Genomic DNA, 22364 nt, shown 5'->3' on the forward strand with positions numbered 1-22364 from the left:
GATAATCCACAGTTCAATAATTAATTTTAAAGTGTCATTAGTTATAATTTAACTTTCAGCCTGATCATCAGCCAATTCATAAATTGCTTCACGCAAACCATTACGGTACTTGATTTTAGACAAGGATTGTATATCTTGGTTATGCGCTAACATCTTATAATCCACGCTTGCCTTAGCAATTATATCCCGGATTTGACCAGTATCATCTAAATCCTGCATACCATAGCGATGGCGGCTGAATAATTCACGCATCTGAGCACTAGTTATAATATCTGTAATTCCCCATTCCACTCGAAAATCCAGGAACATTCTATCAAGACTCACATTGTTAGCTGCCTGAATAATCTGTTCACTATCCTTCAATTTAACCGGATATTTAAGATCAAAGCCTCTAGGAGGAAAATGCCCTTTGATAATGGCAATTGCTGCATTTATAACCTTGGCAGCGTAATTTCTGTCTTCCAATCCATTGGCAAATTGATTAATTTTCTCTCTGGTAATTTGTGCTTCCTGGTTCCTGCCCTCATGCACCTGGTTTAATAATTGTTCTACCAATTCAGTTAAATAATCATAATCTATTTTAACATCCTTCACATGAGTCATTCTTAATTCAATTTGATTAAAAGGGATTTTCTTCTTTTTTGACATATATTGTTTAAGCTCATTTGTTAAAACTGTAGTAAGCATATTTTCCTTTTCACTTGTCATTCCTAGTTTTTCAACTAACTCATCAGGATTATCATAATTGAAACCTACTGCATTTCCATTAACTTTTTCAGGTGCATATTGTTTTAACTTAGCCATACCAGCATTATAATCATGCATCAAATCAAACATATATTCTTTTTGCTTCTCAGAATATGGCAATTGTTTAAAATTATCAGTTAAGCTGTCCAATTTCTCAACAACCTTTTTAACTTCTTTAAATATATCTTCAAAGGATTTAGCTATAATACCAGCATTTTGGTTAGATTTACGCTTTTCATCATCTGATAAATCTGCTGAATCCTTATTAGCATAAACTGCCAGAGCCTCATTCATCAGCTTCTCATTCTGAGCAGGCCAGCGATAATTTACAATATGCCCCCAAGGTTTTTCCTGCATATCAGCAATACGGTTTGTTCTTGAATAGGCTTGAATAAGTCCAGCCCCTTTAAGTGTTCTATCCATATAAAGAGTATTAAGTTCCGGCGCATCAAATCCAGTCAAAAGCTGGTCCACCACAATTACAATATCTAAGAATTTCTTGTCTGTAGCAGTTTTATTCAAACGACTAGTAACATCTTGCGTATATCCTGCTACATCATCCATGCCAAAGCTTGTACCAAATTCTTTGTTATAAGCTTTAATAGCATCATGCAAACCTTCATTGGTGACAAGCATACTATCATTATTAGATGAATTTTGGCTAAATGTAACTGCTACTTTTAATATCTGCCCGCCATTTTTCTTATTCTCTTCATTTACCCGCTGAAATTCATTGAAATACATCATTGCCATTGGGGTACTGGCTTTCCCACCTCCCACATGGGTGGTAAACAGGGCATTATACTTACCCTGGTTTGAACGATTTCGCCAGTTCCTGAAAATATCTTCAACTACTAACCTTATATGGTCTGGATTTTCATCATAGAAACTTGGTTCAACTGCATCATCCATATCTTCCTGGCTTAGATTGCAAATTTTCTCTTGAATCTGCTTTTCAGTCCACTTGGGATAATGTTCCCTGTAGAAATCTGGCAGATATCTTAATTTCATTTGTTTTTCATCAATGGTTGTTTCAAAATCCACTTTAAAGCCTAAAACATTTCTATCTGCAATTGCTTCACGAATGGTATAGGCGTGTAATAATGGTCCAAAAATATCTTCTGTTCTTAACCCAGTAGTAGTTTCTTCAAACATTGGAGTTCCTGTATAACCAACCCATGCAGATCTCTTAAAAGACTTTTGTATATTTTCAAAACTTTCGCCGCCAGTTGAACGGTGTGCCTCATCCACTATAAATACAATATTTTTATCAGGTGATTTAAAAGATTTACGTTTCACCAAGGTATCAAGTTTTTGAACAGAAGTAACAATTATATTATTATCTTTACTTTTTAGTTTACGGCTCAGGTCATTAGTATTATAAGTATTTTGAACGCTGCCAATGGTATCTTCACCAGCATCTGGATCATAGGCCCTGTAATTTTCATTTGTTTGTTTCGTTAAAGCAATTCTATCTACTACGAAGATAACTTTATCAACTTTTGGCATACGGCTTGCAAGCCATGCTGTTTTAAAACTGGTTATAGTTTTACCAGAACCAGTGGTATGCCAAATATAACCTACTTTATTTGTGCCAAGTTCAAAATCAACCTGCTTTAAACTTTCAATTACTTTCTGAGTAGCATATACCTGATATGGACGCATTACCTTTAAGGTTTGTTTGTTTTTTGTGCCATCCAGAATCATATAATTAGTAGCCATCTGATGAGCCATTGGAATACTTAACATGGAATCGGCAAACTCTTTCCAATTACGTACAATGGTATTATCACTTTTACGCTGCCAGTTAAAAGCAAAGTCCTTATTAAACTTATCCGGGGTGGTATTTGCCATATACTTCACGTTATTTGGTGTAATTGCAACCAATATCTGCAAAGTTGAAAAAATATCACCGTATTGGTTTTCTTCAGAATATTGATGCATTTGATTTAGTGCTTCATTAACATCATGTGTATCACGTTTTTCTTCAATTTGTATAATAGGCAGCCCATTAATGAGAAGTGTGGTATCAAAACGGCGATCTTGTTTACCGGATTGGCCCCTTTATTTTGGACAAAATCTTACCAAAGCTACGAATATCTTAATATTTTAAAATTATTTATCAAAACTCCCATCCAACTATAAATGAATTGCCATACTTTCAATTTCTTTCCCCATATTCTGTATATAAAACTCATTTGGAGTTTTGTATTTAAGGCTTGAGTGAAGCCTCCTAGTGTTGTATCTTTTCATAAACCTTGCTACTTCTGCATATGCATCCTTGTAACTATCAAATTCATATATACCTATGCATTCATCTTCAAAGATCCTGTGGAAAGACTCAATATGAGCATTTTTATTGGGAGTTCTGCTTGGAATCCTTTCATGATAAATGTTTATATCTTTACAGCTTCCTTCAAATATATTACTGATAAACTGTGGGCCATTATCAGTCCTAATGACTGGCTTGCCTTCACTGTCAAGCAGATCTCTCCTAATCAGGCAGCGTCTTATTAAGCTTGCTGCATCTGAGCCTGTACATCTATAGCCCATGTAATAATCGATTATGGATCTATCAAAAACATCTATTACTGACAATACAAAGAAAAACTTATCTTCACCAATAATATAACCATATTTGATGTCTGCCTCCCAGAGTTCGTTTGACTTTTTAACTATCCTATTGACTGATATTGAGCTTTTAACATGAGGCTTGATAACTCTTTGTTTCTTGAGTATATTGAGTTCTTTACACAGCCTGTACACCTTCTTATGATTAATAATCAGGTTGTATTCTTTCATCAAATCGTGGGTAATTTTATGATAGCCATAGAAGAAAGCATCACCCTGGATTAGCTCCATAATGTTGTCTTTAATCTCTTCATCACATATCTTTTTACCACTTGTTGTAATAGAATATCCTACAATAGGTCTTCCAACATTCTCTGGCTTCACCTTAACTTTATTTTCACTTGAGACATGATAGTAATATGTAGATCGGCTTAAACCAGCGTATTTCAGCACTAACGTTATTTTATAACCTTGCCTTATATAATGCCTGGCTACCTGAAATCTATCATCTATAGAAAGCTCTTTTTTTTTAATAAGTCCTTTAAAATTGCTATTTCAAGGTCTTTTTCACCAAGCGTTTTTTTCAATAAATCATTTTCTTTTTCTATTTCTTTATTAGAATTAATTGAATTAAAGTTACTTGATTTTGGGCCCCTGGCAAAGCCAGCTTTAGCAGCATCCTTTTTCTTTTTTACCCATGTATTAATGGTTGTAGATGGTATATTATGATTTCTTGCAACCAACGTCATGTTACCCGTTTCGCCTACTTCTTTTAACACCTGCTCCTTAATCTCTTTTGAATAACAGCTACCTTTCATTAATTCTTCCTCCTTAAGCTTCTAATATTATTTTAGCTAAAGGTTCGTAGATTGTCCAAATCAATTAAGGGGCTTAAGAGGGCGATCTTGTTTACCTGTGATAATTGCAGGACGTTCAATTTGATTAACTACTTGATACACTGTATCTCCTGCACCAATTTGTTTTTGGTCGAAAACTGTTAAAAACACATGACGGCCGTCATCTAAATCAATTTCGATTTGTGATACACCATTAAGTCCATATAAAAATTGTCCAGCTTCATATGGTGTTTGAATATTAGATATAATCTTTTTAACCTGATTAAATTCCACAGTACTTAGCGGATGATCAAGTGTATTCTGATTGTGACTTTCAAGAATCTCTTTGAAGTTGTCCCAAAGCTGATCTGTAGTTTTAATTTTTGCTTCATACTTCCACAATTTCTTTTTTACACCGTAATCAGCAGGTCTTTCACTAACCATAGAGCCACTGATTCCTTCTATGTGCTCAGGTTTGGTTATGGTTCCACTGGTAATATATTGTATTAGTTCAGTTTCAAATTGTTCTTCATTCATTTCTCACTTGCCCCCTCTAACTTGGATAATATTATTTTTGTTTCAAGTTCTGCTGCTCTATTTCTAATGGCCTGCAGTCTTAACTGATTAAAATAGACTTGTCCTATAATTTCCTGCTTATCTATGGAAGGTATTTTCGGTATTTTAAGTTCTTTAAGCTGCTTAAGTGTATATTTTAAAACCTGCGAGCCTTGCAGTCCAATCATAAGCTGTTTCCTGATTGTTTTGTTTTCATTAATAAGATAAACCAAAAACTTTGAATCAATATTATGTATAGGTAATAACTTAACATAGTTTTGCGTATAAAGATATCCCTCATGCTCTTTTCCCACCATGGCTGCAATTCCAGTAATTAAACTAAACACCACATCACCACGACATAAGGTATTTACTTTATCATTGGTTCTCACTTGTTTGTTGTCCACATCCTTTGAAATAATATCTGCCAAATCATCTGTTAAATCTGTTTGACTATAATAAGTAAAAAGCGGTGTTTTCTCGTCAAACATTTCAATAATTCTAAACTGAGGTGATCCACTTACTAACTCAACCAACTCACTCAACTTTTTCATAAGATATTGTGCCTTTCCAAAATTAACTTTATTTGCTATGATGTAATAATATCGCAAAAGGAATTTTATTGCAACTATTAAAAATGTAATTTTAAAAAATTACATTTTTAATTCTACTCAAGCATGTTTTAATGAGAGCCCTTAACTGATTATCTAATTTAGTTTACCGGCACACATACAAATTAAGGCATAATACAGAAGTTTAGCACCTAAAAAAGTTTTAGGGCGCAGCCCGCTGATTTATATTGATTTGCTAGTATTTAATAAAAACATTGTAAAATCCGATTTCTACTGGAAATTATAAAAAAAATTTGCATAATAAAAGCATCCTTTTTATAATAGTTTTGCACAACACAATAGAAAGGATGCCTTAAGATGAATAAAAGTTATTTAAAACAAATGCTCACCTATATTAATAAAGTATACGATATAGGTGAAAAAATCAATACCTTAGAGGATAAAAAGATAAAATCTCTAGTAAAAATTTCAACAATCACCTTTGTAGTTTTGTTTGGATTTATGCTTCAAATAAGAAGTTTCAACAGGTTAGAGCATTGGCTTAAAAAAGGTAAATTTAAAAAAGTATTACCTAAAAACACTAAAATGATTCACATTGATGCCGTTAGGCGCTGCTTAAGTGATTTTGATTTGAATGGTTTGAAAAATATTCATGATAGTATAATTAGAACTACGATAAAAAATAAGATATTTAGAAATGGTACCATAGATGGCTTAAAGGTAGTTGCTGTAGATGGTGTAGAATTATTTGAAAGTGCTAAAAAATTTTGTGACAAATGTCTTTCACGAAAGAATAAGGATGGCACTACTCGTCATTTCCACAGATCTGTAGTTTGTATTACCGTAGGTTCGGATCCCCATGTTATTTTAGGACAAGAAATGCTTGAACCTAAGAAAGATAGTTCGAATAAAGATGAAGGTGAAATCACCGGAGGTATAAGATTAATAAAAAAATTATATCGTAAATATCACCATTTTGCCGATATTATAGTAGCTGATGCTTTATATTGTAAATCTACTTGGATAAAAGAAGTCCTTTCAATAGGAATGAATGCAGTAGTAAGAGTTAAAGATGAGCGTCTTCTCATTGTAAAGGATGCATTAGCTCTATTTAAGCGCCGTGAGGCTGATAAGAAATGGATTGTAAAGCAGGGAAGTAAAGACTATACCAAAATTAAAGCTTGGGATGAAGATAATTTTGAAATATCAGATCCGACTATCAAAGTTAGATTTATAAGGTTTATAGAAGAAATTCATACTGGAGATAAGGTAGAAATTAAAGAAGGCTGGATTATAACAACAGACAAATTTGCCTCAGTAGAAACCTTGTGGAAGATAATGCACAAGAGGTGGGATATAGAAAATAATGCCTTTCATCAGCTTAAAACAGAATGGCATTTAGATCATTGCTTTCTTCATAGCCCTACGGGCGTAGAGACAGTACTGATGTTTATAATTATAGCGTTTAATCTGATGCAGTTATATTTTTTTAGATGTATCAGAGGTTTTAGAAAGAAACGGATGCTTCAAATAGATATTATTGAAGATATAAAAGATGAAAGATTTACTATAGATGACAACTGGAATAATCCAATATTTAAAAAGACTTAATATAAAAATAAAATTGGAAATCGATTATTAAAATTTCTTAGGGTAAGGGTAATTATAACTATTTTTTCGACATATCGGTCTGTTGATTTACCAGCCATGTAAGAAAGTACAATAAAATACAATTCCAGTAAAAGTAAATCTTTTACTGGAATTTAGATGCGAAATCTCTGGGCATAATATATTATCATTGATAATGCTGCCTAATTTGGGTATAATGATATAAATAGTGAAGCCAACTTAAAAACTACATTAATATTATAGTATTTAAGTTCTATATTCTATAAATTAGAGGAGCTGTGACCATGGATAATGAAAAATTATTTGATTTGATGACAAAAATGTATGCAGACTTAAAAGCAGGGCAGGATGACTTAAAAAAAGAAGTTAAAAGTAACACAGAAAATATTAATAAGTTAAGCAAAACTGTGCTTCATATTGAGCAAGACCATGGCAGAAAGCTTGATGCTTTATTTGATGGTTACAAACAAAATTCTGAAAAACTCACAAGGATAGAAGAAGAAGTTTCAAAGCATAAAGAAATCATTTTAAAAAGAGTAAAATAATTATATATTTTAAAAATAGCAGGTGCTATGGATAAATTTCTGTAAAGTCAGAAAAAGGATAAAAGGTTCCCTCAAACTATTAATCTGAGGGAACATATTAATTTATATATTATGAAAATTTCATTAATTGATCAGCAATGTTTGCACCGATAAAGAAGGATGGAGCCGAGGTATTACCATCTGAAACAAATGGTGCAATGGAATCATCTGCAACAATCAAATTCTTTACCCCAAAAACGTGTCCTGAAGCATCTACAACTCCACACTCCGCATTAGGTGCCATTCGCAGTGTGCCCTGTACATGGTGTGTTGCATCCAGGTTTTCCTTTATAAACGCCTCAAGCTTTTGATCATCATCAATGGCTTCAGGTGTTGGTGAAACAAGCCTATAGCATGAATCAATTCTTGAGAGTTCTGCTGCAATATTTTTAATATATACTTTAAAAACATTTTTTATGGCTGCAATATCATCTGGATGATTCAAAAATCCTTCATCTGCAAGTGACATCTTTAATGGATCATTGTTTTGAATTACTAAGGATCCCTTAGCTTTAGGCTCTGTGAGATAAAAGGCAATATTTAATGTGTTATTTTCACCAGCCAGCCCAATAATCTGTACTCCACGGCGGCACTGGTCTGCTCCAGGAGTTGGATCCGGTAAAAAGGCCCCGCCGGAATATAGTGCAAATGGATCATTATCTGGTAATGCTTTATCATGTGGATTTGTTGTGAAAGTTGCCATATTAACAGCGTGGGTTGTCAGATGTCTGCCAACATTAGGGTTATGGCATATAACGGGAACACCAGCTTGTTTTAGAATCTTTGATGGCCCAATTCCAGAAAGCATTAGCAGCTGGGGACTTCTAATTCCAGCAGATATAATGACTTTTCTGCGGGCATAGGCACAAATACATTTTCCTTCTTTGACGAATTCAACGCCTATTGCACATTTTTCATTATTGAAAATTATACGCTGTGCCATTGAATTTAAAGATAATATTAATCTTCTTCCTCCCACCCCTTGGCCGCATTGGTTCACAATATCTGGTGACAAAAATGCTGTATCTGAACTTTCTCGGACACCATTAGGCATCTGATAGAGCTGCCAGCTTGTAAAAGGCCCAATTGGAGTGCACGGATCATTATAGTCCAGAATCCTTGGAAAACCAGTAGCCCTTTCCATAGCCAGAACCAATTTTTCAACCATACTGGTTGGGTGCGCAGGTGTCTGTCTAATATCTAATCTTCCATTGAATCCCCGTGCATTGGGGTTACTGGTCATACCGTTATAGCACTCCAGTTTTGAAAATTCAGCTGTCTCTTGCTTCGGAGACCAAAGTGGGCCAAGTAGGTCCTCCCACTGTTTCATATTGGCCTTTGAAGGTCTTACATACTGTTGATTGTTAACCGAGGAAGTACCGCCTAGGGTTCGCCCCCCTGTCCATGGAAAAGAGCGAAAATTTACATATTTTTGAGGCATACCTTTTCCTGGCCAATAATATTGCGCGGAATAATTATTCCTTAAAATAAATGGCGGGGCATACAGGGAATCCCTAACTGGAATTTCATCACTATTGTTATCCCCTGCTTCTAAAATAAGTACCGACGTTCTATTATCGTCTGTAAGTTTTTTAGCAATAACAGCACCCGCAGGTCCTGTTCCTACTACTACATAATCAAATATTAGTTTATTCCTTTCACTTTGATTCATTTAAATTCTCCATAATAGGTTCTACTCTGTATATTATGTTCCAGGACATGAAGATGTTACCATTATAAATAAAGAACTTTGATGTCCTCCTGCTCCAGAATCAAATCCTTTTCTGCTCAAAATTATTTTCAAAATAGTTTGACTAATGTCGGAACATAGTGGTAAAATGTTAATTAACTGATAGACATATACATTATATTAATTTTTTGTTAATGAGGAGGTTCATTATGAAAAATTATTTCGATTTGACAGGTAGAGTTGCACTGATTACAGGAGGCTCTTCCGGTCTTGGTGTACAATTTGCAAAAGCATTGGCAAATCAGGGCGCTGATATTGCTCTTTGCGCTCGTCGCATGAACCGTTTGGAAGAAGTCAAGAAGGAAATTGAAGCAATTGGATCAAAATGCTATATTCACAAATGTGATGTTACGCATCCTGATGAAATTGCAGCTACTGTAAAAGATACAGCTGAACATTATGGCAAAATAGATATCTTAATTAATGATGCAGGACTTGCTATTTTTGACGCTGCAACAGATATTACAAATGAGAATTGGAAAAAAATGATGGATACCAATTTAAATCAAGTTTATTTCTTCTCACGAGAAGCAGCTAAGTATATGATTCCAGCACATTATGGCAGAATTATCAACTTAGGTTCCATCCATTCTACTGTTTCTATGACTGGATTCCATTTGTCAGCATATGGCACTACAAAAGGCGGCGTTTTGATGTTAACCAAGTCTTTAGCAAATGAATGGGCTAAAACTGGTGTAACGGTGAATGCAATTGGTCCAGCTTATTTTTCAAGTGAGATGACTAGTGCTGCTCTTGATAGTGATGAAGCAAAGAAAATTATTCAAACATATTGTCCTATGGGCAGAATTGGCAACCCTGGAGAATTAGATACGGCTATCATCTATTTTGCTTCCGAATTTTCCAGCTACACTACAGGTCAGCTTTTACAAATTGATGGTGGTTGGACAACCATCTAAGTATCTTACAGACAGGCAGTAAATAATGCAAAAATCCAACCTATGAAGTTTTGATATGCTCCCTTTATACAGGCAGTTAAAATAATAAACTGTTTTCATGAAGGGGGCATATTTTATGGGTTATATGCAAATATTACATTTCTACTCATTCTTTCATCAGCCAATCCAGAACATTTATCTGCTTTATACCATTATAAGAAGTAAGCGGTGTGTAATCCATGGTAAGAAGATACTTAGGATTATGATCCTTTATGGCATCAAGGGATGAAAGTTCTCGCTTTAGCGTCCGCTCCTCCATTACCGTCTGCGATACCTGATAATACTCTTTACCCTCAGCATTGATGGCAGTAAAATCAACCTCGGAATCACCAACTTTTCCAACATATACTTCGTAGCCTCGTCTTAAAAGCTCAAGATATACGATATTCTGCAAAATATGTCCCATATCTGCCTGCCTTGTTCCTAATATAAAATAACGAAGCCCGATGTCTGCCACATAATATTTTGAACCTGTTGCAAGATATTGTTTTCCCTTTATATCGTATCTTCCAACTTTATATAGGATAAAGCTGTCAGTAAGAGCAGAAAGATAACTTTCCACAGTAGGGACACTTATTTTTCTTCCAGATGATGTCATTGCATTGGCTATCTTAGTAGATGAACACATATTCCCGATATTATCAAACATAAATTCCACCACGCTTTGAAGCATAGATGGGTCAGATATTTTTTTTCTTGTAACAATGTCTTTAATCAAAATCGTATTATAAATACCCTCAAGATAAGTTCTGATATCCTGCTTTCTTGTGAATTCAAGGGTTCCCGGAAAAGAACTATTCTGCAAGTAATTCATATAAAGGGCTGCCATATTAGTATTATTTGGATATGCTGATACATATTCTTTAAACGAAAGCGGTAGCATCTTTACTTCAACATACCTGCCAGAAAGTAAAGTCGCTAGTTCCCCAGAAAGCAGAAAAGCATTAGAGCCTGTGATATATAAATCTACGTTTTTTTTTGTATAAAGCCAGTCAACTGCCTTCTGGAAGTTCTCTACTTGCTGCACTTCATCTAGAAACACATAGTTCTTCTTGTCCTTTATCAATTTGCTTTCTACATATTCATATAGTGTTTCTGGTGTACGAATTTCACGATAATCTCCATCTTCAAGATTAACTGTTGTGATTTGTTCATTCTCTATACCATTTGCTTTAAGATAAGTCTGAAACAATTCAAACATAGTTGACTTACCACAGCGGCGGATTCCAGTTATTACTTTTATCAATTTTTTGTCTTTAAAACTAATCAAGTCTTCAAGATATTCTTTCCTTTCTATCATTATCTACACCTCCTCATAGACTTTGTAAATTCATAATAGTATAAATTTGTGTATTTGTCAAGTTTATAAATTGCACCTTATAAACTTGCTGTATCTTTATTGTTTAGAAAGTATATTAAATATTATAGCCATTTTGTTCAATTATACACAAAAAGCACCCTACTAATTTCAATAAATCAATAAGGTGTCTTTATTCACTCTTAAATCCGTATATTTTACCACTGTAAAAGATTTACAAACCATTAGTAACCAGTTTTTTCGCCCATTCTTCAACATCAGTATTACCACTTATCACAAACTCCTGTCCTCCTACCGCTTTTTTGCATTGCGAATGGTATTTTGAAATCTTCTTTGCATTTCTTCCTCTAAATCATTATCATAGTCCTTTGTGTGCTTATACATTGCATTAATAAAATCATCAATGTAAGGCACCTCATTAAACAGATTTCTATTTTCAACAAAGAAATTATATATTTCCCTGTAATAAACAATAGTATATTTTTCACCGCAGGAAAACTTACTTAAATCAATGCGATTGTAATTAGGTAAAAAAATAAAGCAGCTTGCAGTTTTCCTGCAATACTCATCATCAGTTGTAACAAATTGATAGTATTTTTTTAGCTGTGACTGTACCTTATCACTGTAGATATCATGTCGGTCATCAATACCGTTGATGCTGGATTTGATTTTGTTTTCTATTACAACCACATTATTTTTGTCAGAAATAAGCAGGTCAATGTTTTTCTTTTCTCTCTCAATGGTAAAATCTGTTTGTATCACCATGTGTAGAACATCTCCTGCGAAACGAGAAAAAGCCTTTCTATTTATATTAAAAAAGTATGCAAACATATTTGAAAAAGCAAGTTCATTGTCTTCCTGCCTGATTATTTTCAGGAAATTGAAATATGGATCTTTTTGAAGCTTTGGCAATTCAGAAATTGCTTGTGTGGTATTAGTATCTTCCCATAACTCATCGTTCTCAATTATCTGATTCAAATCAGCAAAAGAATCCGGCTTTTCATTTTCGTTGTAGAATTCCCTTAATGTCTGCTTGCCAAATCCTTTATTTGTACGAATGAAAAAGGTGTTGTCATCACTTACAGATGCTTCGTCTGTAATATATATCTGATTTTTGGGCTTAATAACCTTACCTGCAGCAAAGGTAGTATAAACATTTTTTTCTTCTTGAAGGCTGCCGTGATATGAGTTTTCATTAAATAAATCTACAAGACTTATTCCGCCATAGGTCAGTCCCAATGAAACTTGTCCTTTATATCTCTCTTCCCTTGGAAGTCTGCTGTCGGCAAAATCAAGAATCGTAATGCCCCCTGCCTTGGCTAGTACTTTATATGTTTTCGAAGCACATTTTCGTACAAGCAAAACAGTTATTTTGTTTTCTCCATGAGATAATTCTATTGTTCCTTGTGAATTGAGATAAATATAGTTTTTCCCATCATCTGCCTTATAAAGATTTATGATTTCATGGCCTATATTGTCACCTTCTGACAAAAATGCTCCAACATACATTTTGTTAATTATTATTTCACGGCTCTTATGTGTTGGGTTTACTGTGATTCGATTAACTCTATCTGATTTACAATTACCGTCAAATACATATAAATCATCCATCTCAAGTGAATCTCTAATAAGGTCTGAAAGGTCAGTGCCATCGACCTCAAAATCAGCACAAAGGGAACCCTTAAATTTATATGTTTCATCATCTGTGTTGGTTAGTTCCATTTGCCAATCTCCGATGTCGGTTGCAAAAATCTCATCATATTCCTGGCTAAAATAAGCAGCAACGGCATTTAGAACTTTTCCTGCCGCTTCTTTTCCTATTTTATAGTTCTTAGTTCTATCTTTTTCATATTGACCGAACCCACCTCCAAATGTATATGCAGAAAACCATACTCGTCCTTCAGCATTGATTGTTATATGCTGCCCCACTTCATCTGAAGGCTCTGGGCATGGACCATAACTAATATTATTGGATACAATACTGATTTTTTTAGGTGTTCCTTCAAATATGAAAGGATTTTTCCCGGTAAGCATAGCCAATCGACTCAATGCCAAGATAACCCATGAACGATTTTTAAATTCCAGGATTTCTTCTCCCATATATGCCCAGTGGTTAAAATATCTCCACTTAGAATAGATAGCCGAGCCGAGAAGTTCAATATCATTCACATCATCAATAACTTTATCCAGTTCCTCATAATCATTGATAGCTTTTCCATATCTTTCAGAAAAGGCATTACCACAGTCCATATTAAATCCAAGTGCATCACAATCATCTGCCATATAGTGGTCTATCAATTCTATGTAATTGATTTTCTGGTCTTGAAATTTATTGCACCATTTTACTGCAAAATCATGAACCTGTTCCATATCTGCCACTGTGATACGCCTCCATTCTTTACTCATTTATTGCATCGTTACTTTTTAGGATTCACTTTTTCCCTTTATTACTACTGCAATTGCTATACTTCCGACAGCACCTACACAACCAAGCACAGCTTTTCCTGCATCCTTAACTCGTTTTGCGTGTTCATTTCTGCAATTCTCACAGTATTTATATTTATATCCATCAGGGAGAGGTCTTTGGCATTTCTTATTCTTACACTTCCTAATCTCCATCATGTTCACCTCCTAAAAGTTTTTGTTCTTCATTAAACGGTAATGCCTGAATTTTCTTTTCAATATCCGGCAGCGTCTTCGACCAATAATTCTTTGGTGATGGATCTATCAAATCCAATCGCTCCACCAATCCCTTGGTTTCAAGATATGTTTTTTGTATATACCCTGCATAATACTGAAGGCTTAGCCGTGCCGTCTCAGTTTCTCCCATTTCCTGATAAGCAATTGCCTCCGATAACGAAACCATATTTACTGCATATAGGCTTTCTCGAATTTCATTCATTCTCGAATTAACTTTTTCCGGAGCAGCACCAGAGATGAATTTTCCCAGGAATGATTCCGGCTGGTTTTTAATAAAGGTCAGATTAGCGTTTTGACTTTGCATTAAAAGATTTCTGCTATCTTCTGCATCGGAAGCAATTCGCAATAAAGCCATTATTTTTAGTTCTGGATTTTTTATTGTCATTGCTTGCAATAATTTCTGTTGGCAACTATATGCTGTAGCCAATCTATCATATTCCTGCCCTTGTCGAACTTCTTCAACTGCAACCTGTATAAGTTGAATCTGTTCTGCTATTTGAGCCATCTGCATTTGAGTTGCGTAACTCGTCATGGCCTGAGATATTTCTGGTGTAACCTTTACACTCTTTAGTGAAATTGTAGATACTATTTTATTGGTTTTCGGATTCACAAGGTTTGCCATTAAGGATCCATCTTTTTTTGTCATCATCTTCAGAACTCCTTGGGCTATTTGAGACTTCTGCTCATCTGTCAAAACAGCTTGAAATGTTTCATTCGGAATACTCGCCTTTACTGCATTTATAAACGCTGGTGCAGAATAGAGCATCTTTTCAATTTTGCTTAATGTGACCTTTGCACTTTTGAGCAGTGGTTTCGCAACTTCAGGTACAGAAGAAAAATATTCATCTACATCATCACAATAGCCTGAAACATCAGCTATCTCAGTATCATCTGGAGAAATATAAATTGTATTATCCATATGCACACCTACCTTTATACTACATTTTATAATACAGCTTGTAAATTCTGCGAAAAATTATTTATCTGGATTTTGTTAGATTCATTGCAAGGCAAAACTTTTCAAATATATCTTCACCTATGGAAATAGTAATCTTCCTATCTAGCTTTATGCCACTATACACTAATTCACTGTTTCCAGTATACTGTGTTTATTAGTATTTGCCAATACTAGCAGTCTAATTTATATTTACTGTTTAGGAGTATTTTTGACTTGCAAATCCGTCATTCTTAAAAAACAGCGCCTTTTTCGCATATCGAAGCCTATGAATCTCATCTGCAAGGACGGAATAATCCTGATTGTTATCCGCAAAGTTTCATTTCAAATATAAGGTATAAAAAAAGACTCACACTTAAGTGAACCCTAATATAATATTTTATTTAATTTTCATCATTTACTTGCTTGTCCAATTCTGAAGCAACTTCTACATCTATCTTACCATCTGCTATTACTAATGAATATTCACAGCATTTAGTTTCCAATAGTTTATACTTAGAGCATCTTGAAATAAGCTTTTCATTAGTTCCGCTATTTACTATACTATATAGTAACTTAGCCTTTGCCTTAATTTTCTTGTGATTCATCATTATTATTTTAGCTTGATCTCTTAATAGATTTTTATATTTTTCATCTGATACTTCTTCAATATTTAATCTTATTATTTCTGTTCCTGGAACTGGAATCATATTATTTAAATTTATAACTCCTAATTTTCCATCATCTATTTTAAATATATCTGGTGCTTTATTACTAATCCTAAAATACTTAGGTTTTGGTGAAGATAAGGGTGCATAATATTTATGCTCATCTATTTCTAGTAACACGCCAGCAAACTTTCGTGATTGATTTTTATTTTCCCTAATAGTATCATCAAATTTTCTTAAATAATTAATATAGTCATCAGTAACAGAACAAATGTAAATTTTATTTCCCATATATCACCTTTATAGCATAATAGGGCAGCATAAGCTACCCTACTTCTGTCTTTCAACTCCTCATTTATACGGCCGAGGTTTAACCGACTCTTTCAACTCCTCATTTATACGGCTGAGGTTTAACCTACTTATATATATAAGTATACAATTATTATAGCTATTTTTCAATAATTTTATGCAAGGATTTTAGTTTTAACTTTACTTAAGTATTAACAATGGATTTATTTACCCACATAATATTTGCTTAACAAGCCAGTTTCATAAGCCTGGCTTTTATTATATATTATAATCCTTTAGTTTTTTTCCATCAGCGTCAATCCAGTATTCGTTTCCTGAAACATAGCCTTGTGTAACCACACCAGCCGCCGCTGAAGGAGATGAAAAAGTATATTCTTTTTCAAATACCCAGTCCGCAATTATTTTATTCTTTATCAGTTTATCAAGCAAGTCACTATATCTGCTTTCTTTAAATGTTTTTGATGAGCAATTTTCTACAACCTTGCTGCCAGGTAAAACTGTAAATCCCTTATCAGAATAAAAGCCTTTTGCATTAGCGCCTGCTTTAGTTTTGCAATAAAAATAAGTCTTATCAGAAGATTCACCAGATGCTCCTGCCGAGTTTTCCAATATTGTATATCCGATTGCGCCCATAAGCATATCAACATTATCAGAGAATTCCTGCATAGCAGCTATCTCTGCACGCTTTAGTGTCATATTCGGAGATGATTTCTGTGTCAGAAGATTATATGTACTGGAATGTTTGACCTGCTCACAATAATAATTTTCAAGATGTCTTATAAGTGCTTTATTAAGGTCTTTTCCAGAAACACAAACCGCAGCTTGCCAGAAGAACTTTTCTTTGCCATTCTTATGGTCATTAATGTGCTGTTTTAATCTTAAAAGTAAGTTTTCAGCCTCTCCAACATATACGGATTCACCTGTCTCTTCACTGTTACAGAATAGAAAATATATACCAGGTTTGTTCAGTTCAGCACCTGTATATGTATTAACTTCTTTTCTCGGTAATTTTATTACCATGCCATTCCAATTAAGCATCTCTAACTCAATAGGGCCGTCTGATGAACCAGTAGGCAAAAAAATATTAATTGATTTCGAATATGCCATATACCTAACCTCCCATTTATTATTTCTATTTTCTCAACCCACCCAATAATAATCCTATCCATTCAACTATCCTATTTCATAGATATATTTTTAATCATAACAATCAAATCATCAACAACTTGATCTACCGATTGATTATTTATAAAATACTTATTTTCAATCTTTTTAAAAGTCTTTCTTGCATAAACAATATCTTCATGTATTTCTTTTATATAATAATCTTTGTGCAAACTCTTATATATATCATCTTTGCAAATATTATCTTCATCATCAGTAAAAACAAGTCTTTGAAAAATATGTTCTTCTGTGTCTTGTAATTCAATTGCAATTACTTGTTCCAAGTCTAAAAGAAAGTTGAAATTTCTTGCATAATAAATTGGACTTACTGCAATTACAATATTCTCTTTATATTCCTCTAATAAATCGCCTAAAATTTTACCCTTTATTTTACATCTCTCATCACTATATGGATAATCGTGAATAAATCTTTCCAAAGTCGTGTGTAATCTCTTTTTTATTTCTTCATCCATATCAAGAAAAGAATATCTTAATTTTTCAGCGCTCTGATTAGCAACATCATCGGGCGACGCATTTCATCTGACATACCGGGAATGTCCATCATATCGGCGCTTGGCATGGCTTCTTCAACAACTTCCAAACGAAATCTAGCATTTATGAGTCCCATCAGAATCTGCGTCAGTGTGTGATGCTGCTTCGTGACATTCTGCCCAAGAAAATGAGTAACTCGCTCTCCGGGATAAAAATAATCATCAACAGGCCAATACAGCGGTTTACTACTGGAATTATAAATCCAGTCCTGCTTCACACCTGCCGTAAAGACAGGATGTTCAATGTTAAGAAGAAAAATACCATCTGTCTTTAGCGTTAAGTATACCTTTCTGAAAATTGCGTCAATGTCTGCAATGTAATGAAGTACCAGATTAGAAATCACGCAATCAAATGAATCGGCAGGATAATCATAATCGTCAAGACTGCAGACTCTATAGATGATTTTGGGATCATTGTTTTTTTCTTTTGCCTCATGTATCATTTTTTCGCTTAAGTCGATGCCAAGCACTTGTTTTGCACCACATTCCACAGCATATTTGCAGTGCCAGCCGTAACCGCATCCAAGATCAAGTACACTTTTACCGCTTAAGTCTGGAAATAAAGCTTTGAACTGATGCCATTCACCCGCTCCAGATAAGCCATGTTGACTTCGCGTCATCTTCGCATACTCATCGAAAAATTGCTTATCATCATAAATATTGTTCATATACTCACCTCAATAAATTTTAATTTCATTTTTCTATTCATACTGCTCGTAAGCATATTGCATCCTTAAAACATTATCTTTAAAGAACATGTTACAGCATTTCAAATCAAAATCTCTGTAATCCTATTCCTTTTCTTCTCCAGAAAATATTTCTACCGCTTTTGGGACTTCTCATGTCTAATCAGTATGTTTAATTGCTTCCAAAATCATTTGTATTACAACCTTCCTTTTCCTATCACTTATTTTTATGTTCCTTCCTATGCAGTAGCCGCTTTTGCAATGTAGATGTTTTCCGAATCAAACATCAATTGCATTGACTGATTGTATAAATTATCTATAGTATGGATGTTTTCAATGAATGAACTGATATAATTGGTCTGTCTATCTGCAAGTACCTGCATTACATTTTGTGTTCTGTTAGTATCTACATCCTGAAGAATTCCACCAGCCTTGAGGAGATTTTCGCCAAACTGCGACTTACTGATTACAGGAATTTTCTCTACCATCTTTCCGGCACCACTACTTAGTTTTGATAGTCCCTTTAGGGCATACCCTTCAAGAGAAGCCTCGGAGTCCTTTTTAATTTTTTCGGTGCACTTTTCATACAAAGCAGTGTAGTCACTGGAATATTCCTGAATCTTACTTGCTATACTGTTTAAATAGTTAGTATCGAAATTTTCAAGAAGCATAACCTCCAGGAATGATGAGAAGGAAAATGTGTACAGCGCCAATTGATAATCGTTTAATCGGGCCATTGTCTTGTTTAATGTAGCTTTGACTTCCTGATTGCTATGGAATAGAGCTTTTTTACTGAATGCCTTTGTAATCTGCTCACGATAAAGTATAATGCTCTGCTCGGCCTCGCGCTTAATATCCTGAACTAAAATATGCTTGTGGTCTTTGTATTTATTGTTGTCCCAATTGAATTTATAGTTGTTCAGAACATCGGCTAACGCATTAAGGTTACCCTTGAGCTTTGCTTCCTCTTTCATTTCTAAAAAGGCAAGTATCTCTTTTTGCGCTTCATTGATAGCGTCTAATTTCTTTTCAACAGCCATAATAGCTACTGCCATACAAAGCATAGTTGGATCAAGTGGTACCTGCGTCATTCTAGCAAGACCACCACCAACGCTGCCATTGGCTGCTTGAAGATTACCAATAAACTTACCGCCTTTTTGAAACATAGTCTTTCCTGCAGTATCAACAAAATACAAACCACTTTGTCCAGCACCGCCCGCTGCATAGCTTACAAGCTGTGTTAAGGGTTGGAAAGCTACACCAAGTGCAGCTGCTTTCTCGATAGGGAACTTCTGCGTTTCAGTCATATCGATATTCATTTTTACAAGCTCTGACGGAGGATAATATTCAACATCCATCATTGCTTGAACAAGGGCATTTTTATTTTCCATTATTGTTTCCTCCAATATTAAATCTATAACAGTGTTTGTAAATTTCGCGTTTTTCTATGACATCAGTCCTATAGTCTAAACTATAACGATACCCTGTGTAGATATTGTTTCCGAAGGGCATTTTGATGCTTATTTTTCTTTGCTTTTAAAATTATTATAACTCTGAAATGGCTTGAAATAAAGACTTTTTGTCACCCCACTTATTCACTCTTGACATCAAAACTACCGTCTCAGCATACCTTGAACGGTCAATAAAGATGCCGCTTGAACCCGGTGGGACCTTTGTGGAAGAATGTTTTCTTAATATATCGTTTTTATGTTGTTAACTTATAAAGAAGCTCATATGCGGCAACTCCCAATACTGTATATGAACAGAATGAAATTAGTGGCTTCCATTGATAAAAAGCCTTCTTATATATGATAAAGTACAGAGCCAGGCCTAATAGAATCCTTCCTATAACCGCAGGGATCATATGCATATATTCAGATAAATGGATTATTTCGCTTAGGCCTTCCGCGAGGAAAACGGCAGGAAGAAGGCTTGCCCCCCAATTATAATGCGTACTCTTTTGTCTGTAAAGATTAGCGCCAAATCCGAAAATAATACCGGCAATTACAGCACATATAAGCCAGAGATAGAAGTAGAAGTCTCCGAAAACAAAGGTGTGCTGATTAAAAATGGATTCTGCCCAATAATAGGAAATAACACAGACCATCAGTGTTTCAGCACAGAGCATAATTGCGGGGAGCTTTTTTTCCGCAGTGGAAGCCATAAAGAAGGCTGGAATTAGCCAAATAGCACCTGAGTTTGCTAATGAGTTTAATGAACCGGGAAGGTATTTCTGTCCCATAGCCGTCAATATACCTATTAATAGTCCAAGTAAGAGGGCATATATTCCTTTAAAAACGTTTTTTGTGTTTAAATTCATGGTATCACTCCAATCCAATCTCTGTTTGTATCCTTATATTTTATGACATAAAGTATATCCTTAAAGGTTCGTAGTTTGGGTTACTGCAAATTCGCACAAATCCCTTATTTGTCAATGCTTTTCTCATGCTCAAGCAGGCAAATTGCTTCTGTGTGAGGTGTGTGCGGGAACATATCCATAAGTACCACCTTTTTAATGGCATACCCTGCTTCACTTAATGATTTTAAATCTACCATTAGTGATTTAGGGTTACAGGACACATATACTATTTCAGGTGCATTAAATTTAATAACATAATCCATGGCCTTTGGATGCACACCTGGGCGGGGAGGATCTAAAATAATTAAATCAGGTTTTTCATGGATGTTTTTAATTACCTGTGCCACATCACCTGCTATAAATTCACAATTAGTTAATCCATTAAGCTTTGCATTCTCATTAGCAGCTTTTACAGCCTCCTCTATGAGCTCAATGCCTATAACCTTTTTAGCCTCAGGTGCTGCAATCTGACCTATGGTTCCTGTACCGCAGTATAAATCAAATACTACCTTGGCTTTACTTTCCTCTATGAAATCCTTAACAATGGAGTAAAGCTTTTCAGCTCCCCTTGAATTTGTCTGAAAAAAGGAAAAAGGTGATATTTTAAATTTAAGTCCAAGTATTTCTTCTGTTATGTGGTCTTCACCGTACAGTACTTTAATTTCATCGGGCTGAACAATCTCTGACAGTCTATCATTTATGGTGTGAATAAATCCTTTAAATACACCATCATAGTCTGCATTTACAAGCAATTCAGTTAATGGCTTTAAATCAAAGTTAACCTGAGAGGTTGTGACCAGGTTCACAAGGATCTCTCCTGTGCTCTTAGCCTTTCTTACTACCAGATTTCTTAAATATCCTTCTTTTTTCATTACTTTATAAAAGGTCAGATTTTCTTTCCTGAAATAATTAACTATTATAGTAATAATCTTTCTAAAATCATTGTCTACAATTTTACAGTGATCTACAGTAATAACACTGAAGGATTTGTTTTTAACATGCATTCCAAGGTTAAGCTGTCCACCCTTCTCATAGTTTCCAAAGGTGAACTCCATTTTATTTCTGTATTCATATAATTCCGGACTATACTGAATTTCCAGATTATTAAACACTTCTGCTTCTTCTTTGCTCACTGCAGCTTCCAAATTATCCTTAAATAGTTTTAATACCTGTTGTTTTTTTAACTCCAATTGTTTTTCATAGGGTATAAATTGTGATGTGCATCCGCCGCACTGACCAAAATGAGGGCATTCTGCTTCTATTTTATAAGGCACATCCTTTAGTACACTTACTATTTTTGCTTCTGCATAATCTTTTTTCTTTTTAATTATCCTTGCTATGACCTTTTGGCCAGGAATAGCTCCCTTTATATATATTTTAAAATCATCTAAATAAGCTACCCCAAGTGCTGGGAATTCAGAATGTTCTATAATAAATTCATATTCATTTCCTTTTCTCATTATTATCTCCATTCA

18 protein-coding genes and 2 pseudogenes are annotated in these 22364 nt (G+C 34.5%); 3 read left to right on the plus strand and 17 right to left on the minus strand.

What is annotated here, in order from left to right:
* Positions 1 to 48: 48 nt before the first annotated feature.
* From EQM05_RS10525 to EQM05_RS10545, 5 genes and pseudogenes are all read right to left on the minus strand, one after another.
* Positions 49 to 2802 (minus strand): annotated as a pseudogene (locus EQM05_RS10525) (HsdR family type I site-specific deoxyribonuclease); the annotation flags it as partial.
* Positions 2803 to 2886: 84 nt separating this feature from the next.
* A complete protein-coding gene (locus EQM05_RS10530) occupies positions 2887 to 3852 on the minus strand; it encodes an IS3 family transposase (protein ID WP_128749104.1) in 966 nt (321 codons plus the stop codon).
* Positions 3828 to 4136, minus strand: a complete 309-nt coding sequence (locus EQM05_RS10535) for a transposase (RefSeq protein ID WP_128748678.1) — start codon at positions 4134 to 4136, stop codon at positions 3828 to 3830. Before EQM05_RS10535 ends, EQM05_RS10530 begins: the two co-directional genes overlap by 25 nt.
* Positions 4137 to 4217: 81 nt before the next feature.
* Positions 4218 to 4691, minus strand: a pseudogene (locus EQM05_RS10540) (type I restriction endonuclease subunit R); the annotation flags it as partial.
* A complete protein-coding gene (locus tag EQM05_RS10545; protein ID WP_128750003.1) occupies positions 4688 to 5263 on the minus strand; it encodes a restriction endonuclease subunit S in 576 nt (191 codons plus the stop codon). The gene EQM05_RS10545 and the pseudogene EQM05_RS10540, both read right to left, overlap by 4 nt.
* A 375-nt stretch (positions 5264 to 5638) precedes the next feature.
* Between EQM05_RS10545 and EQM05_RS16215 the strand changes: the two genes are divergently transcribed.
* Both EQM05_RS16215 and EQM05_RS10555 read left to right on the plus strand, forming a co-directional pair.
* Complete coding sequence (locus EQM05_RS16215) at positions 5639 to 6892, plus strand: transposase (protein WP_128749244.1); 1254 nt, start codon at positions 5639 to 5641, stop codon at positions 6890 to 6892.
* Positions 6893 to 7194: 302 nt separating this feature from the next.
* Complete coding sequence (locus EQM05_RS10555; RefSeq protein WP_128750004.1) at positions 7195 to 7455, plus strand: hypothetical protein; 261 nt, start codon at positions 7195 to 7197, stop codon at positions 7453 to 7455.
* Positions 7456 to 7564: 109 nt separating this feature from the next.
* Here EQM05_RS10555 and EQM05_RS10560 read toward each other — a convergent pair whose 3' ends face one another.
* Positions 7565 to 9166: a GMC family oxidoreductase gene (locus EQM05_RS10560; protein ID WP_128750005.1), complete on the minus strand. Its 1602-nt coding sequence runs from the start codon at positions 9164 to 9166 to the stop codon at positions 7565 to 7567.
* A gap of 227 nt (positions 9167 to 9393) precedes the next feature.
* Here EQM05_RS10560 and EQM05_RS10565 point away from each other — a divergent pair, with 227 nt between their 5' ends.
* Positions 9394 to 10161, plus strand: coding sequence for an SDR family oxidoreductase (locus EQM05_RS10565; RefSeq protein ID WP_128750006.1), 768 nt, complete (start codon positions 9394 to 9396; stop codon positions 10159 to 10161).
* 145 nt (positions 10162 to 10306) lie between these two features.
* On the opposite strand, the gene EQM05_RS10570 is transcribed toward EQM05_RS10565, so the two are convergent.
* The 11 genes from EQM05_RS10570 to rlmD form a co-directional block, all read right to left on the minus strand.
* The gene (locus tag EQM05_RS10570) at positions 10307 to 11500 is read right to left on the minus strand and encodes an ATP-binding protein (RefSeq protein ID WP_128750007.1); all 1194 of its coding nucleotides are present in this window, start codon (positions 11498 to 11500) and stop codon (positions 10307 to 10309) included.
* Between the two features lie 309 nt (positions 11501 to 11809).
* On the minus strand, positions 11810 to 13924 hold the full coding sequence (locus tag EQM05_RS16220) for a PD-(D/E)XK nuclease family protein (RefSeq protein ID WP_243108047.1): 2115 nt from the start codon (positions 13922 to 13924) through the stop codon (positions 11810 to 11812).
* Positions 13925 to 13942: 18 nt separating this feature from the next.
* Entirely contained in the window at positions 13943 to 14137 is a 195-nt protein-coding gene (locus EQM05_RS10580) for a hypothetical protein (RefSeq protein WP_128750008.1), read from the minus strand.
* Positions 14127 to 15137 carry a hypothetical protein gene (locus EQM05_RS10585; RefSeq protein ID WP_128750009.1) on the minus strand — a complete coding sequence of 337 codons (1011 nt, stop codon included), beginning with the start codon at positions 15135 to 15137 and terminating at the stop codon, positions 14127 to 14129. The genes EQM05_RS10580 and EQM05_RS10585 overlap by 11 nt, the downstream gene beginning before the upstream one ends.
* A gap of 419 nt (positions 15138 to 15556) precedes the next feature.
* A complete protein-coding gene (locus tag EQM05_RS10590; protein WP_128750010.1) occupies positions 15557 to 16111 on the minus strand; it encodes a type III toxin-antitoxin system ToxN/AbiQ family toxin in 555 nt (184 codons plus the stop codon).
* Between the two features lie 276 nt (positions 16112 to 16387).
* Positions 16388 to 17236 carry a GIY-YIG nuclease family protein gene (locus EQM05_RS10595; RefSeq protein ID WP_128750011.1) on the minus strand — a complete coding sequence of 283 codons (849 nt, stop codon included), beginning with the start codon at positions 17234 to 17236 and terminating at the stop codon, positions 16388 to 16390.
* Positions 17237 to 17307: 71 nt separating this feature from the next.
* The gene (locus tag EQM05_RS10600; RefSeq protein ID WP_128750012.1) at positions 17308 to 17766 is read right to left on the minus strand and encodes a hypothetical protein; all 459 of its coding nucleotides are present in this window, start codon (positions 17764 to 17766) and stop codon (positions 17308 to 17310) included.
* A 17-nt stretch (positions 17767 to 17783) separates the two neighbouring features.
* On the minus strand, positions 17784 to 18512 hold the full coding sequence (locus EQM05_RS10605; RefSeq protein WP_128750013.1) for a class I SAM-dependent methyltransferase: 729 nt from the start codon (positions 18510 to 18512) through the stop codon (positions 17784 to 17786).
* 257 nt (positions 18513 to 18769) lie between these two features.
* Positions 18770 to 19921 (minus strand): hypothetical protein, encoded by a 1152-nt coding sequence (locus tag EQM05_RS10610; RefSeq protein ID WP_128750014.1) that lies wholly within the window; start codon positions 19919 to 19921, stop codon positions 18770 to 18772.
* 314 nt (positions 19922 to 20235) lie between these two features.
* The gene (locus EQM05_RS10615; RefSeq protein ID WP_128750015.1) at positions 20236 to 20850 is read right to left on the minus strand and encodes a DUF6518 family protein; all 615 of its coding nucleotides are present in this window, start codon (positions 20848 to 20850) and stop codon (positions 20236 to 20238) included.
* Between the two features lie 104 nt (positions 20851 to 20954).
* Positions 20955 to 22349: a 23S rRNA (uracil(1939)-C(5))-methyltransferase RlmD gene (gene rlmD / locus EQM05_RS10620; protein ID WP_128750016.1), complete on the minus strand. Its 1395-nt coding sequence runs from the start codon at positions 22347 to 22349 to the stop codon at positions 20955 to 20957.
* Positions 22350 to 22364: the final 15 nt, after the last annotated feature.

Origin of the sequence: Clostridium sp. JN-9 (assembly GCF_004103695.1) — a bacterium.
Lineage (GTDB): Bacteria > Bacillota > Clostridia > Clostridiales > Clostridiaceae > JN-9.